Annotated in this window: 12 protein-coding genes and 1 pseudogene; 10 read left to right on the top strand and 3 right to left on the bottom strand. The window is 61.3% G+C overall.

The window, feature by feature from the left end:
* Positions 1-23: 23 nt before the first annotated feature.
* On the bottom strand, positions 24-2,870 hold the full coding sequence (gene rapA / locus PKE98_RS12965) for an RNA polymerase-associated protein RapA (RefSeq protein WP_271195707.1): 2,847 nt from the start codon (positions 2,868-2,870) through the stop codon (positions 24-26).
* Positions 2,871-3,125: 255 nt separating this feature from the next.
* On the opposite strand from rapA, the gene PKE98_RS12970 reads away from it, so the two are divergent.
* From PKE98_RS12970 to PKE98_RS12995, 7 genes are all read left to right on the top strand, one after another.
* Positions 3,126-3,425: an aspartate-semialdehyde dehydrogenase gene (locus PKE98_RS12970; RefSeq protein WP_271195708.1), complete on the top strand. Its 300-nt coding sequence runs from the start codon at positions 3,126-3,128 to the stop codon at positions 3,423-3,425.
* A 10-nt stretch (positions 3,426-3,435) separates the two neighbouring features.
* A complete protein-coding gene (locus tag PKE98_RS12975) occupies positions 3,436-4,038 on the top strand; it encodes an alpha-ketoglutarate-dependent dioxygenase AlkB family protein (RefSeq protein WP_271195710.1) in 603 nt (200 codons plus the stop codon).
* Entirely contained in the window at positions 4,035-4,199 is a 165-nt protein-coding gene (locus PKE98_RS12980; RefSeq protein WP_271195711.1) for a hypothetical protein, read from the top strand. The genes PKE98_RS12975 and PKE98_RS12980 overlap by 4 nt, the downstream gene beginning before the upstream one ends.
* Before the next feature lie 156 nt (positions 4,200-4,355).
* Positions 4,356-4,472, top strand: a complete 117-nt coding sequence (gene ccoM / locus PKE98_RS26945) for a cytochrome c oxidase subunit CcoM (RefSeq protein WP_305889193.1) — start codon at positions 4,356-4,358, stop codon at positions 4,470-4,472.
* 279 nt (positions 4,473-4,751) lie between these two features.
* Entirely contained in the window at positions 4,752-6,800 is a 2,049-nt protein-coding gene (locus PKE98_RS12985) for an FUSC family protein (protein WP_271195712.1), read from the top strand.
* The gene (locus tag PKE98_RS12990) at positions 6,787-6,993 is read left to right on the top strand and encodes a DUF1656 domain-containing protein (RefSeq protein ID WP_271195713.1); all 207 of its coding nucleotides are present in this window, start codon (positions 6,787-6,789) and stop codon (positions 6,991-6,993) included. The genes PKE98_RS12985 and PKE98_RS12990 overlap by 14 nt, the downstream gene beginning before the upstream one ends.
* Positions 6,994-7,005: 12 nt before the next feature.
* Positions 7,006-7,884: an efflux RND transporter periplasmic adaptor subunit gene (locus PKE98_RS12995; protein WP_271195715.1), complete on the top strand. Its 879-nt coding sequence runs from the start codon at positions 7,006-7,008 to the stop codon at positions 7,882-7,884.
* A 132-nt stretch (positions 7,885-8,016) separates the two neighbouring features.
* Here PKE98_RS12995 and PKE98_RS13000 read toward each other — a convergent pair whose 3' ends face one another.
* Positions 8,017-8,487: a MaoC family dehydratase gene (locus PKE98_RS13000; protein WP_271195717.1), complete on the bottom strand. Its 471-nt coding sequence runs from the start codon at positions 8,485-8,487 to the stop codon at positions 8,017-8,019.
* Entirely contained in the window at positions 8,484-9,443 is a 960-nt protein-coding gene (locus tag PKE98_RS13005; protein WP_271195718.1) for an alpha/beta hydrolase, read from the bottom strand. Before PKE98_RS13005 ends, PKE98_RS13000 begins: the two co-directional genes overlap by 4 nt.
* Before the next feature lie 293 nt (positions 9,444-9,736).
* Between PKE98_RS13005 and fadD2 the strand changes: the two genes are divergently transcribed.
* From fadD2 to PKE98_RS13020, 3 genes and pseudogenes are all read left to right on the top strand, one after another.
* On the top strand, positions 9,737-11,425 hold the full coding sequence (gene fadD2 / locus PKE98_RS13010) for a long-chain-fatty-acid--CoA ligase FadD2 (RefSeq protein WP_271195719.1): 1,689 nt from the start codon (positions 9,737-9,739) through the stop codon (positions 11,423-11,425).
* 241 nt (positions 11,426-11,666) lie between these two features.
* Positions 11,667-13,355, top strand: coding sequence for a long-chain-fatty-acid--CoA ligase FadD1 (gene fadD1, locus PKE98_RS13015; RefSeq protein ID WP_271195720.1), 1,689 nt, complete (start codon positions 11,667-11,669; stop codon positions 13,353-13,355).
* A 99-nt stretch (positions 13,356-13,454) separates the two neighbouring features.
* Positions 13,455-13,838: pseudogene (locus PKE98_RS13020) on the top strand (agmatine deiminase family protein); the annotation flags it as partial.
* Between the last annotated feature and the right edge of the window lie 35 nt (positions 13,839-13,873).

A 13,873-nucleotide genomic window follows, 5' to 3' on the forward strand; every position in this document is an offset into this window, starting at 1 on the left:
CGGAGCACACCCTACAAGGGCAGTTAGCCTGCCACCAGAACCCGAATCGCCTCAAGACGCAGCGCCGCTTTATCCAGCATCGCCAATCCTTGCTCGCACTGGCTACGCAAGGTTTCCAGCTCGCTGTCACGCACGCTTGGGTTGACCGCTTGCAGGGCGGTCAAGCGTGCCAGCTCTTCCTGGGTATCGGCTGCCAACCGGCGTTTGGCTTCGTTTACGCGCTCAACATGGCGTGGGCTGATCTTGCCTTCGGCCGAGTTGATCTGCTGGTTGAGGCTGTCGCGCTGGGCCTGCACAAACTTGTTGGCGCTGGCACGCGGCACGGCTTCCAGCTGGTCGTTGAGCTTCTCGAAGGACACCTTGGCCGCCAGGTCGTTGCCGTTGGCATCCAGCAAGCAGCGCAGGGCGGCCGGTGGCAGATAGCGGCCCAGCTGCAGGGCGCGTGGGGCCACCACTTCGCTGACGTACAGCAGTTCGAGCAGCACGGTGCCGGGTTTGAGCGCCTTGTTCTTGATCAGCGCGACGGCGGTGTTGCCCATTGAGCCGGAGCGCACCAGGTCCATGCCGCCTTGCACCATCGGGTGTTCCCAGGTGAGGAATTGCATGTCTTCACGCGACAGCGCCTGGTTGCGGTCGTAGGTGATGGTTACGCCTTCGTCGTCGCCGAGGGGAAAGCTGGCGTCGAGCATTTTTTCGCTGGGGCGCAGCACCAGGGCGTTTTCCGAGTGGTCTTCGCTCTCGATGCCGAAGGCGTCGAACAGCTCTTCCATATAGATAGGCAGGGCGAATTCGTCGTCTTGCTCGATGATTGCTTCGACCAATGCCTGACCTTCGCCCGAGCCGCCGGAATTGAATTCCAGCAGACGGTCGCGGCCGCTGTGCAGTTCACCTTCGAGGCGAATGCGCTCGGCTTTGGCTTCGTCCACCAGCACTTGCCAGTCGCCATCGTCGGCGCTTTCCAGCATCGGCAGCAGGCGCGGGCCGAACTGCTGTTGCAGGGCGTTGCCGGTGGGGCAGGTGGCCTGGAAGGCGTTCAGCGCCTGGTGGTACCACTGGAACAGACGCTCCTGCGGGGTGTTTTCCAGGTACGGCACGTGCAACTGAATGGTGTGTTTCTGGCCGATACGGTCGAGGCGACCGATACGCTGTTCCAGCAAGTCCGGGTGCGCCGGCAGGTCGAACAGCACCAGGTGATGGGAGAACTGGAAGTTGCGGCCTTCACTGCCGATTTCCGAGCAGATCAGCACCTGAGCGCCGAATTCTTCGTCGGCAAAGTAGGCCGCCGCACGGTCGCGCTCGAGAATGTTCATGCCTTCGTGGAAGACCGTGGCCGGAATGCCGGAGCGCACACGCAGGGCGTCTTCCAGGTCCATGGCGGTTTCGGCGTGGGCGCAGATCACCAGCACTTTGACGCGCTTGAGCATCTTCAGGGTGTCGATCAGCCAGTCGACGCGCGGGTCGAATTTCCACCAGCGTTCTTCTTCGCTGGCTTCCGGCTGGGCCTGGAAGCTCACTTCCGGGTACAGGTCGGCGTGCTCGCCCACCGGCAATTCCAGGTACAGGTCCGGGCAGGGCAGCGGGTAGGGGTGCAGTTCGCGCTCGGGGAAGCCTTGCACGGCGGCGCGGGTGTTGCGGAACAGCAGGCGGCCGGTGCCATGGCGGTCGAGCAGCTCGCGCACCAGGCGCGCCGAGGCTTCAATATCGCCATCGGTGACGGCAGCCAGCAAGGCTTCGCCTTCGGCACCGAGGAAACCCTGAATGGTTTTATGCGCGGCAGGGGACAGGCGGCCCTGGTCGAGCAATTCTTGCACCGCTTCGGCCACCGGCTTGTAGTTGGCGCTTTCGGCGCGGAAGGCTTCCAGGTCGTGGAAGCGTGCCGGGTCGAGCAGGCGCAGGCGGGCAAAGTGGCTGTCCTGGCCGAGCTGTTCCGGGGTGGCGGTCAGCAGCAGCACGCCCGGGATGACTTCGGCGAGTTGCTCAACCAACTGGTATTGCGGGCTGGCCTGTTCCGGGTGCCAGACCAGGTGGTGGGCTTCGTCGACCACCAACAGGTCCCAGCCGGCGGCGAACAGGGCGTCTTGCGCTTTGTCGTCTTCGCACAGCCATTCCAGGGCCACGAGGGCGAGCTGGCAGTCTTCGAACGGGTTACTGGCGTCGCTTTCAATAAAGCGTTCGGCGTCGAACAGCGCCACCTCCAGGTTGAAGCGCCGGCGCATTTCCACCAGCCATTGGTGCTGGAGGTTTTCCGGCACCAGAATCAGCACGCGGCTGGCGCGGCCGGACAGCAACTGACGGTGGATAACCAGGCCGGCTTCGATGGTTTTACCCAGGCCCACTTCATCGGCCAGCAATACGCGCGGGGCGATGCGGTCGGCCACTTCGCGGGCAATGTGCAACTGGTGCGCAATGGGCTGTGCACGCACGCCGCCCAGACCCCAGAGCGAGGATTGCAGCTGGCGGCTGGTGTGTTCCAGCGTGTGGTAGCGCAGGGCGAACCAGGCGAGCGGGTCGATCTGGCCGGCGAACAGGCGGTCGCTGGCCAGACGGAATTGAATAAAGTTGGACAGCTGGGTTTCCGGCAGCGTGACGGGCTGGTGCTGCGCGTTGAGGCCGTGATAGACCAGCAGACCGTCGATATCGTCGACTTCCTGAACGGTCAGCTTCCAGCCTTCGAAGTGAGTGATTTCATCGCCAGGCGAGAAACGCACGCGGGTCAGCGGTGCGTTGCGGGTGGCGTATTGGCGGGTTTCACCAGTGGCCGGGTAGAGCATGGTGAGCATGCGGCCGTCCTGTACCAGCACCGTACCCAAGCCCAACTCCGCTTCGCTGTCACTAATCCAGCGTTGCCCCGGTTCATACTGCTGCGCCATGCCTGTCTCCCGCGTTGAAAAAGCCGGCTATGGTAACGGAACCCGGCGGCCCTGGCCAAAGGCGATGAACATCAATTGCTTACTGGCCCATTGCCTTGCATGCCAACCAGGGCGTCAAAAAAGGCCAAACACCCTATGTATATGCTAAAAGTGTAGCGATGCGCGGCTAAAGTCGTCGATTTACCGGCCGACAGCCTGATCAAGGGTAGTTTTAATTACCCGCGTTCCCTAGGTCGTCTTGAAGGATAGCTGCTGATGCTTCCCCCCATTGCGCCGCACCTGGTCACGGTGCCAACCCAGCAAGACCTGATCAAGCCAGTGCCTGCGCTGCCGGTTGTTGCGCCCGTGGAAAGTGCACCGCAAGAAAACGATGTCGCCCTGGACAAGCGCAACGAGCAAGAGGCCGAGGAATTGCTCTGGGAAGAGCAGCGCCGGCGGCGGCAGCGGCGTGGCTATAGCGCGGCGGAGTTGGCCGAAGGCGAAGTGGCGGAGGAGGATCAGGAGCTGATCGAGCAGTTGCCACGCCAAGGTTTGTGGGTTGACGTAGAAGTGTAGAGCGAGTGGTTTGGACCTTTTCGATACAGCCCCGATTGCCCTTCCCCATGCCGACCTGCGCTACACCCCGCACTGGGTTGATGCGCGCACGGCAGACCATTGGCTTGCCGAACTCCTGGCCCGCACGCCGTGGGAGCAGCCGCAGGTGTTTATCCATGGCCAGCATTTTCCCGTGCCGCGCTTGCTGGCTTGGTATGGCGACGACGACGCCAGCTACCGCTATTCCGGCATGACCCACCAGCCGCTGCCCTGGACGCCGCTCTTGGCCGAGATTCGCGAGTGGGTGCAAGTGGAGGTGGGGGAACGCTTCAATGGGTTGCTGATCAACCATTACCGCGACGGCCAGGACTCGATGGGCTGGCATAGCGATGCCGAGGCCGTGTTGGGGGCCAATCCCACCGTAGTGTCGCTGAACCTGGGCGGCACGCGGCGCTTTGATCTGCGCCGGGTCGGCAGTACCCGCATTGAGCACTCGCTGGAGCTGGAACACGGTTCGCTACTGGTCATGGCCGGGCAGACGCAGCATTATTGGCAGCATCAGGTGGCCAAAACGCGCAAACCCTGTGCGCCACGGCTTAACCTCACCTTTCGTCTTATCCGGTCCCAGCCATGAGCAATGACAGCAAGCTGATCGACTTCGCCGCCGAGCGCGACAAACGCGCTCACGACCTCAAGGAAAAACGCCTGAAAGAAGTGCGCGACGCCTTCGAGCAGGCCATGCCGCTGGGCAAAGCCAAAAAGAAAAAGCCCAAGAACAAACCGAAAAAGCCCTGAAAAAGCCCCGCGCGTTGCCGCTATCTCCCATCGGCAACCAAGTATTTCCCTCGCCCAACCCTTCACCTTATTTGCCGTTGACGCAGATCAACTCTCGCGCCAAACCAGGTGCCTATCCTGTGTCCATTGTTTTCAGGGACACATCAGGAGGTTCCTATGTTTTTCGACGTTGCAGTATTCGCAGGTCTGGCAACAGTGGGCCTCATGTTCGCGTTCTTCGCAGGTATTGGTTGGTTTATCCGTAGCGACATCCGCAAGCACAAAGCGCAGTAAGGACGTTTCTACGGTTTCACGGGCACGCAAGGCTTTTGGGCAACTTCGGTTGCCCATTTTTTTTGTCTGTGATTTTTGTGGGAGCGACTTCAGTCGCGAGGCGTTTGAATTTCTGGAGTGATCGGTAACGTTGGTTTCCAGGGCCGGCCGATCGCGGCTGAAGCCGCTGCTACAGATAAGCGCGACCTATGTCGGGCCCATAATTTGTTGCTGGCGCTGCATCCCCTTTCTCCCGCACAACAGCTATCGTGCATGGGTGTTCCCTGACAGGTTGCTGCCGTGCGCACTCCGTTGCAGGCGTTCTTTGCGCCTGATCTGCCCGCCGTTAAATTTGCGATCAAAACCCTCATTGGCGCAGGCCTGGCGTTGTGGTGCGCGATGCGTTTCGGGCTGGAGCAGCCGCAGTGGGCCTTTATGACGGCGGTGATCGTCGCTCAGCCGCTGTCAGGCATGGTGGTGCAGAAGGGCCTGGCGCGACTGTGTGGCACCTTGGTCGGTACGGTGATGTCGGTGGTGGTGATGGCGTTTTTTGCCCAGACGCCGTGGTTGTTTTTGCTGGTATTGGCCACCTGGCTGGGCATCTGCACCGCCGCTTCCACCTTGCTGCGCAGCGCCTGGTCGTATGCCTTTGTGCTGGCCGGCTACACGGTGGTAATCATTGCGCTGCCCTCTATCAGCAACCCCCTGAATGTGTTCGATCAGGCCGTGTCGCGCTGCACTGAAATTTCCCTGGGCATTGCCTGTGCCACCGTGATCAGCGCCTTGCTCTGGCCGCAGCGGGTGGAGCAGTTGCTGGCCAAGCAGGCGCGCGATGCATGGGCGGCCGGCATTCAGGCGTCCAAGGCAGCATTGAGCGGTGAGCGCCAGGAACGTCAAGGTTTGCTTGGCGCGCTGGGGCGCATTGTGGCGGTGGATGCCCAGCGCGAGCACGCCTGGTTTGAAGGCAGTCGCGGGCGGCAGCGGGCCGTGGCGTTGCGGGTGTTGAGCCGTGATCTGCTCAGCCAGTTGCGCCTCGCCCGCGGTGTGGCCCGCCAATGGCGGCAATTGTCGCCGGCGGAAGCGCAGCAGGTGCAGCCGTGGTTAGCTGAGGTTCAACAGGCGCTGGATGACCCCCAGCAAAGCACCTTGTTGGCCTTGCGCGACCGTCTGCTCGCGGCCATCGATGACTCCGCCTTGCCTACCGTGCAGCAATATTGCCTGGGCCGTCTGGCGTTGCTCGTGCGCCAGGTGCTGGCCGCGCAGCAGACCTTGAATGCGGTGGAGCAGGGCGTAGCCCCGGTGGATGCGCCGCGGGCCATGTCCTGGCACCGCGATATCCAAATGGCCTCGCTGTATGGCTTTCGCAGTGGCTTGGCGTTTTTGCTGATTGCCACCTTCTGGCTGGCCACCGGCTGGACCTCCGCTGCCGGCGGCCTGACCATGACCGCCGTGCTCTGCAGCCTGTTCGCCAACCGCGAAAACGCCGCGCAGATCGGCCTTGGCTTTCTGCGCGGCGTTATCTATTCCTTGCCCGTCGCCTTCGTGGTCGGGCAACTGCTGTTGCCGCAACTCAGCGGTTTTCCCTTGCTGTGCCTGGCCTTGGGCGTGCCGCTGTTCTTTGCTGCGCTGGGCATGACCAAACCGGCCATTGCCGGCACCTGCACCTCCTTTGCCTTGCAATTTATCGTGCTCTGCGCGCCGCAGAATCTGATGCGCTTTGACGTGGCGTCCTTCCTTAACCAGGCCGTGGCGATCGTGCTCGGCGTGGGCTTTGCCGTGCAGATTTTCCGCGTGATCGACCTGCGTAACCCGGTCTGGCACGCCCAGCGCCTGTTGCACGCCATGCTCGTGGACTTGAGCCGCCTGCCGCAGCGGCCATTGGCCGGCGCCGAAAACTGGTTTGGTGGCCGTATGGCCGATCGCCTGTTGCAACTGGCCCGCCACTACCCGGTGTTGCCGACGCACGCGCGCAGCCGCTGGGACGATGGCATCAGTGGCCTGGACCTGGGCGATGAGCTGCTGCATCTGCGCCGTTGCCTGGAAGTGTCCGATTCCCCGGACTTGCACGATGCCGAGGCGCGTTTTATGCGCGCCCTCGAACCTGTTCTGCTGGAAGGCCCGCAAGGCCATTCGGTGTCGGCACTGGATAAACCGGTGGCCGATCTGCTCAGCGCCTTGCGCGAGTCTGGCAGCAGCATCGACCGTCGCCTGGCCCAGGCCGCGCTGCTGCAACTGCAGTTCAGTTGGCGGCTGTGGTGCGAACAGTCGGAACTGAACCCCTACACCCCGCAGCAAGCTGCGGCGTTAGAAGCTGCGCCGATAAAGGAGGCCGACCATGGCGTTGCGTGAGTGGGCACTGGGTGGTGTATTGCTCAGCCCGTTTTTGCTGTACGTGCTGCTGGCGTTGCTGTGCACCGGGCTGTTGCGCCTGGGCTTGCAGCGCGTGGGCGTAGCGCGCTGGATCTGGCATGAGGCGTTGTTCGACACCGCCTTGTTTGTGTGTGTACTGGCGGCCGTGGTTGCCGTAACCAGTCGTTGGTAAGGAGAAGGGCGTATGCGTTCAACCCTGCGGGTGGTGATTACCCTGTGTCTGGTGGCGGTGGCCATCTGGGCCGGCTATGACTTGTGGCGCTATTACATGCTGTCGCCCTGGACCCGTGATGCGCGCATTCGCGCCGATGTGGTGGTGATTGCTCCGGACCTGTCCGGCTGGGTTGTCGACCTCAAGGTGCACGACAACCAGGAAGTGAAGGCCGGCGACCTGTTGCTCAGCCTCGACCGTCAGCGCTATCAGGCCGCTCTGGATAAAGCCCAGGCCGTTGCCAACACCCGTCAGCAGCAGTTGCGTTTGCGCGACCATGAAGCCCAGCGCCGCGCCAGCCTGGGCCCCCAGGCCATCAGTGCCGAACTCAAGGAAAATGCGCAGATCACCGCCGACATCGCCCGTGGCTCGCTCAAGGAAGCCCTGGCCGATGTGGCGCTGGCCGAACTCAACCTGGCTCGCAGCCAAGTGCGCGCGCCGCGTACCGGGCAAATCACCAACCTGCGCCTGGCCCAGGGCAACTACGTTACGGCCGGGCAGCCAGTGATGGCACTGGTGGATGAGCAGTCGTTCTACGTGCAGGCCTATTTCGAAGAAACCAAGCTGCCGCGTATTCGCATCGGCGCACCGGTCAAGGTGTGGTTGATGAGCGAAGGGCAGGCGCTGACGGGCCATATTGAAAGCGTCAGTCGCGGCATTACCGACCGCAACGCGATTCCGGATGCGCAGCTACTGGCCAATGTGGAGCCGACGTTTAACTGGGTGCGTCTGGCGCAACGGATTCCCGTGCGAATCAAGCTCGACCCATTGCCGGCGGATATCCAGTTGAGTGCGGGCATGACGGCGAGTGTGCGGGTGAGTGAGGAAGGGGAGGCGAACGAGAAACCGTAGGGTGGATAGAGCCGCCCAGGCGAGCTTTATTGCCGCAATTCTGGATCCCGGCCTGCGCCGGGATGACGGTGGTGTTTGGGAGGGCACCGTCGTCCCGGCGCAGGCCGGGACCCAGAATGTCGGAGCAGTCGCTTACCCGATGCTGATGGCCGGCAACTCGGTAAGGGTCACAGTCTGCTGCGAACGCGGCGCCAGAATTTCCGCTTCACCATCCACTACCAACTCATCACGCTGGTTGAACACGCGAGTGGCCACCCGCACGCGAAACTTCGGCAGTTTTTCCAGAATTTCCAAACGCACGGTCAGGGTGTCACCCAGTTTTACCGGCAGGGTGAAACGCATGGTCTGGCCCAGGTAGATGGTGCCTGGTCCAGGCAGCTCGCAGGCTACGGCCGCGCTGATCAGCGCACCGCTGAACATGCCGTGGGCGATGCGCTCTTTGAACATGGTGCCGGCCGCGTATTCGGCGTCCAGGTGCACCGGGTTGTGGTCACCGGAAACCTCGGCAAACAGCTGGATGTCGCGCTCTTCCACGGTTTTGCTGTAGCTGGCGGTCTGGCCGACTTCGAGGGCTTCGTACGGGGTGTTGGTCAGTTGTCTCATGCGGGCTCCTGGGTTTCGGGGTGGCTACGGCGGCTGTGGCTCAAGGCGTTGTCCAGCCAGCCGAGCAGGTCGGTTGTCACCTCGTCGCGGTTGGTCTCGTTGAGCAACTCGTGGCGGGCGTCCGGGTAAATTTTCAACAGGGTGTTCCTGTGGCCGGCTTCGCGCAGGGCGGCGGTCAGGTCTTCAAGACGCTTGCCGTCGCTCACCGGGTCACGGCTGCCGCCAATCACCAGCAGCGGCAGGTCGGCGTCGATCTGCTTGAGCTGGTTGACCGGGGTGATCTGCTGCAGGCCTTCGAGCAAGTCGATCCACAGTTGGTTGGTGCAGCGGAAACCACACAGCGGGTCGTTGACGTACTTGTCCACTTCCTGCGGGTCGCGGCTGAGCCAATCGAATTTTGTGCGCGTCGGTTTAAAGGCTTTGTTGAACGAGCCGAACGACAGGAAATCCAGTAACGCGCTACGGCCGGTGGCCCCCTGGCGCCAGCGCTCGAAGCGGGCAATGCTTGCAGCAGCTTTGTACAGGCCCACCGGCTGGTAGTTGGAGCCCGACAGAATCGCACCCTGCAAGCTGCAGCTGTGGTGCATCAGATACGCCTGGCCGATATAGCTGCCCATGCTGTGGCCGAGCAGAAAGATCGGCACGTTGGGATGCTGCTGACGGATATGGTGATTGAGGTTGGCCAGGTCATCGACCACCCGCTGCCAGCCTTTGTTTTCGGCGTACATGCCCAGCACGCCGCGTTGCGCGGTTTTGCCGTGGCCGCGCTGGTCATGGGCGTAGAGTTCGTAACCGGCTGCCACCAGTGCTTGGCCCAGACGGGCATAGCGCCCGCCATGTTCGGCCATGCCGTGGGACACCATCACCACCGCTTTGGGCGCTTGCTCGGCGTACCAGCGATTGACGTAAAGCGGCGCAGCGTCGCTCGCCGTCAGCCAGAAATCATCGTAAAGCATGGCAGTCCTCGTTCCTTGTTCTGCTCTAGGGAAACTACTGCGCCAGGTTTCCCGAATCCTGTTTGCTGCGGTGACAAATTGACAACAGACCGCCTACAGCAGGTTCGGCATTGTAGAGCCAGCATCGGGCGTTGTCCCAGCCCGGCGACTTTTAGTCTGCTGCTGCGAGTTGAGCAAGATTCACGTAATAAATGACGCTGCCTTTGGTATTTGCGCTGTGTGCCAGAGCTGCTAAGTTCCCGTCAGCCCCGAATGCGCGGGCCAGACACTCTCAGGTAACGAGGATAAAAATAATGCAACCTGATTTCTGGAGCGACAAACGCCCGGCCGGCGTCCATAACGAGATTGACCTGGCCGCCTATAAGTCAGTCATTGAGGTGTTTGAGCGCTCCTGTAAGAAGTACGCCGACCGTCCGGCGTTCTCCAACATGGGCGTCACCCTGACGTACGCCGAGCTTGACCGCCTTTCCGCCGCGTTCGCCGGCTACCTGCAAAAGCACACCGACTTGAAGCCCGGCGACCGTATCGCCGTGCAGCTGCCCAACGTACTGCACTACCCAATCGCCGTCTTCGGCGCTATGCGCGCCGGCCTTGTGGTGGTCAATACCAACCCGTTGTACACCGCGCGGGAAATGCGTCACCAGTTCAAGGATGCCGGCGTGCGTGCGCTGGTGTACCTGAACGTATTCGGCAAGCTGGTGCAGGAAGTGCTGCCCGACACCGAAATCGAATACCTCATCGAAGCCAAGATGGGCGACCTGCAACCGGCCCTCAAAGGCTGGCTGATCAACGCCGTCGTCAAACACGTCAAGAAAGTCGTGCCCGAGTACAACCTGCCGCAAGCGATCGGCTTCAAAGACGTACTCAAGCAAGGCCGTGGCCAGCCGCTGAAACCGGTGAAAGTCGGCCTCGACGATATCGCTGTACTGCAATACACCGGCGGCACCACCGGTGTGGCCAAGGGCGCCATGCTCACCCACGGCAACCTGGTGGCCAATATGCAGCAGGTCGATGCCTGCCTGGCGCAGCACGGCCCGGATGGTCGGCCGCTGATGCAGCCCGGCCAGGAAGTGATGATTGCGCCGCTGCCGCTGTACCACATCTATGCCTTCACCGCGAACTGCATGTCGATGATGGTCAACGGCAACCACAACGTGCTGATCAGCAACCCGCGCGACATCGGTGCCTTCGTTAAAGAGCTGAAAAAGTGGCGCTTCTCCGCGCTGCTGGGGCTCAACACGCTGTTCGTGGCGCTGATGGAACACCCCGAATTCAAGGACGTCGACTTCTCCAACCTCAAGGTCACCAACTCCGGTGGCACGGCGCTGGTCAAAGCCACTGCCGAGCGCTGGAAGGCGGTTACCGGTTGCACCGTGGTGGAAGGCTACGGCCTGACCGAAACCTCGCCGGTGGCCAGCACCAACCCCTACGGCGACAAAGCGCGCCTGGGCACCGTGGGTATTCCGGTACCGGGCACCGCGTTCAAGGTGGTCGATGACAATGGCGTCGAGCTGCCATTGGGCGAGCGCGGCGAGCTGTTGATCAAGGGCCCGCAAGTGATGAAAGGCTACTGGCAGCGCCCGGAAGCCACCGCCGAAGTACTGGATGCCGAAGGCTGGCTGAAAACCGGTGATATCGCGGTCATCGACCCGGACGGCTTTACCCGTATCGTCGACCGCAAGAAAGACCTGATCATCGTCTCCGGCTTCAACGTGTACCCGAACGAAATCGAAGACGTGGTAATGGCTCACCCGAAAGTGGCGAGCTGTGCGGCCATCGGCGTGCCGGACGAGAAGTCTGGCGAAGCGGTGAAGCTGTTTGTGGTGGCGCGCGAGGGCGGTTTGACTGCCGAAGAGCTCAGGGCCTACTGCAAGGAAAACTTCACCGGCTACAAAGTGCCCAAGCACATCGTGTTCAAGGATTCGCTGCCCATGACTCCGGTCGGCAAAATTTTGCGGCGCGAACTGCGCGACATCGCCTGAAAACCTTGAGTTAAGGCCGCCGAGCGGCTTTAATCAGGTTTTGTTCAAAACGTGACCGGCAGCCTGGCTGTCGGTCATTTTTTTGACCGGTGAGGCCATGTTTGGTGCTGGTCGCCCCACTTCAAAGCTGCTAATCTCGGCGCGCTTTTTGGCCTGACAGCACGGTCAAAAAGCACGAAAATCACAAAAAACATCCGTCATCGCGCGGTGAAGATTAGCTGTTGCTTAGGAGTGGGCTTCCATGATCGAAAACTTCTGGAAGGATAAGTACCCTGTTGGGGTTGCTGCCGAAATCAACCCCGATCAGTACCCGAATATTCAAACGGTATTGAAACAGTCTTGCGAACGCTTCGCCAACAAGCTGGCCTTCAGCAACATGGGCACGTCGCTTACCTATGGTGAGATGTACGCGTTGTCGGGTGCTTTTGCCGCTTACCTGCAACAACACACCGATCTGCAGCCGGGCGACCGCATTGCCGTGCAGCTGCCGAACGTTCTCCAATACCCGGTGGTGGTCTTCGGCGCGATTCGCGCAGGCCTGGTGGTGGTCAACACCAACCCGCTGTACACCGCACGGGAAATGGAACACCAATTCAACGACTCCGGCGCCAAGGCCCTTATCTGCCTGGCGAACATGGCGCACCTGGCCGAAGCCGTGCTGCCCAAAACCGGCGTCAAGCACGTAATCGTCACCGAAGTCGGCGACATGCTGCCACCGCTCAAGCGCCTGCTGGTCAACAGCGTGGTCAAGTACGTGAAGAAGATGGTGCCGGCCTACAACCTGCCGCAGGCCGTCAAACTCAACGATGCGCTGGCCAAAGGCCGAGGCCAGGCGGTGAAAGAAGCCAGCCCGCAAAGCAGCGACATCGCCGTGCTGCAATACACCGGCGGCACCACCGGCGTGGCCAAGGGCGCGATGCTTACCCATCGCAACCTGATCGCCAACATGCTGCAGGTCAAGCAACTGATGGGCGCCAACCTCAATGAAGGTTGCGAGATCGTCATTGCGCCGCTGCCGCTTTACCACATCTATGCCTTCACCTTTCACTGCATGGCGATGATGCTGCTGGGCGGCCACAACGTGCTGGTTACCAACCCGCGCGACCTGCCGACCATGGTCAAAGACCTGTCCAAGTTCAAGTTCACCGGCTTTGTCGGCCTGAATACCTTGTTCGTTGCCCTGTGCCACAACGAGGGCTTCCGCCGCCTGGACTTCTCCTCACTGAAACTCACCGTTTCCGGCGGCATGGCGCTGCAACAGGCCTCGGCCGAGCGTTGGAAAGAAGTGACCGGCTGCGCCATCTGCGAAGGTTTCGGCATGACCGAAACCAGCCCGGTGGCCACAGTGAACCCGTTCAACGCCATCCAGCTGGGTACCATCGGTATTCCGTTGCCATCGACCTTGTGCAAAGTCATCGACGACGAAGGCAAGGAGCTGGAAATCGGCGCCGTGGGCGAGCTGTGCGTCAAAGGCCCGCAAGTGATGAAAGGCTACTGGCAGCGCCAGGATGCCACCGACGAAATCCTCGACAGCGACGGCTGGTTGAAGACCGGCGACATCGGCCTGATTCAGGAAGACGGCTACCTGCGTATCGTCGATCGCAAGAAAGACATGATTCTGGTGTCTGGCTTCAACGTGTACCCCAACGAACTGGAAGACGTGCTCGCCACCCTGCCAGGCGTGATGCAGTGCGCGGCCATTGGTGTGCCGGATGAGAAATCAGGCGAAGCGATCAAGATTTTCGTGGTCGTGAAACCGGGCGCCAGCGTGACCAAAGAACAAGTCATGGAACACATGCGCGCCAACGTCACCGGCTACAAGGTGCCCAAGGCCGTGGAATTCCGCGACGTATTGCCGACCACCAACGTGGGCAAGATTCTGCGTCGTGAGTTGCGTGATGAAGAGCTGAAGAAGCTCGGCAAGAAGTAAATTCTGGCCACATGAAAACGCCACCTTCGGGTGGCTTTTTTTTGGTGTCGAATTCGGTCGAGGCGCAGCAAAGGCTGCGTAGTGCTGAGCAAATCATGCCCGGCATCGGTAAATGCCAACCTCGATAACGACCCGGCGTCCTACGATTACGCGGTCACCCGTACTCACCTGGAGATTCTGAAAACGGCCACCGACGCCGACGGCAAACGTCTGCAGATTCACACGATGTCGCCGCCGCGCACCCTGCGCAGCAACAAATTCACCCGCAACAACCCCGACTTTGCGCCGGGCTATATCAACTACTTTCCGGTCAACGGCGGCATCATCGCCCCGCACTTCGGCGATGCGGCAGCCGATGCCACGGCCAAGGCGTTGCTGGAAAAACTCTATCCCGGGCGCAAGGTGGTGCAGCTCAATATCGATGCCGTGGCAGCAGGGGGCGGGGGAATTCACTGCGTGACGCAGCAACAGCCGCAGTTGTAGGAGCCAGCTTGCTGGCGAACCGTGGAAACGAAATT

The sequence above is a fragment of the Pseudomonas turukhanskensis genome, assembly GCF_027922365.1.
Lineage (GTDB): Bacteria > Pseudomonadota > Gammaproteobacteria > Pseudomonadales > Pseudomonadaceae > Aquipseudomonas > Aquipseudomonas turukhanskensis.

What these genes read in the sequence shown, in the direction of transcription:
- PKE98_RS13000 (WP_271195717.1), bottom strand. Translation starts at nt 8,487, where the DNA reads ATGAGACAACTGACCAACACCCCGTACGAAGCCCTCGAAGTCGGCCAG.
- PKE98_RS12990 (WP_271195713.1), top strand. Translation starts at nt 6,787, where the DNA reads ATGGCGTTGCGTGAGTGGGCACTGGGTGGTGTATTGCTCAGCCCGTTT.
- fadD1 (WP_271195720.1), top strand. Translation starts at nt 11,667, where the DNA reads ATGATCGAAAACTTCTGGAAGGATAAGTACCCTGTTGGGGTTGCTGCC.
- PKE98_RS13005 (WP_271195718.1), bottom strand. Translation starts at nt 9,443, where the DNA reads ATGCTTTACGATGATTTCTGGCTGACGGCGAGCGACGCTGCGCCGCTT.
- fadD2 (WP_271195719.1), top strand. Translation starts at nt 9,737, where the DNA reads ATGCAACCTGATTTCTGGAGCGACAAACGCCCGGCCGGCGTCCATAAC.
- rapA (WP_271195707.1), bottom strand. Translation starts at nt 2,870, where the DNA reads ATGGCGCAGCAGTATGAACCGGGGCAACGCTGGATTAGTGACAGCGAA.
- PKE98_RS12995 (WP_271195715.1), top strand. Translation starts at nt 7,006, where the DNA reads ATGCGTTCAACCCTGCGGGTGGTGATTACCCTGTGTCTGGTGGCGGTG.
- PKE98_RS12970 (WP_271195708.1), top strand. Translation starts at nt 3,126, where the DNA reads ATGCTTCCCCCCATTGCGCCGCACCTGGTCACGGTGCCAACCCAGCAA.
- ccoM (WP_305889193.1), top strand. Translation starts at nt 4,356, where the DNA reads ATGTTTTTCGACGTTGCAGTATTCGCAGGTCTGGCAACAGTGGGCCTC.
- PKE98_RS12980 (WP_271195711.1), top strand. Translation starts at nt 4,035, where the DNA reads ATGAGCAATGACAGCAAGCTGATCGACTTCGCCGCCGAGCGCGACAAA.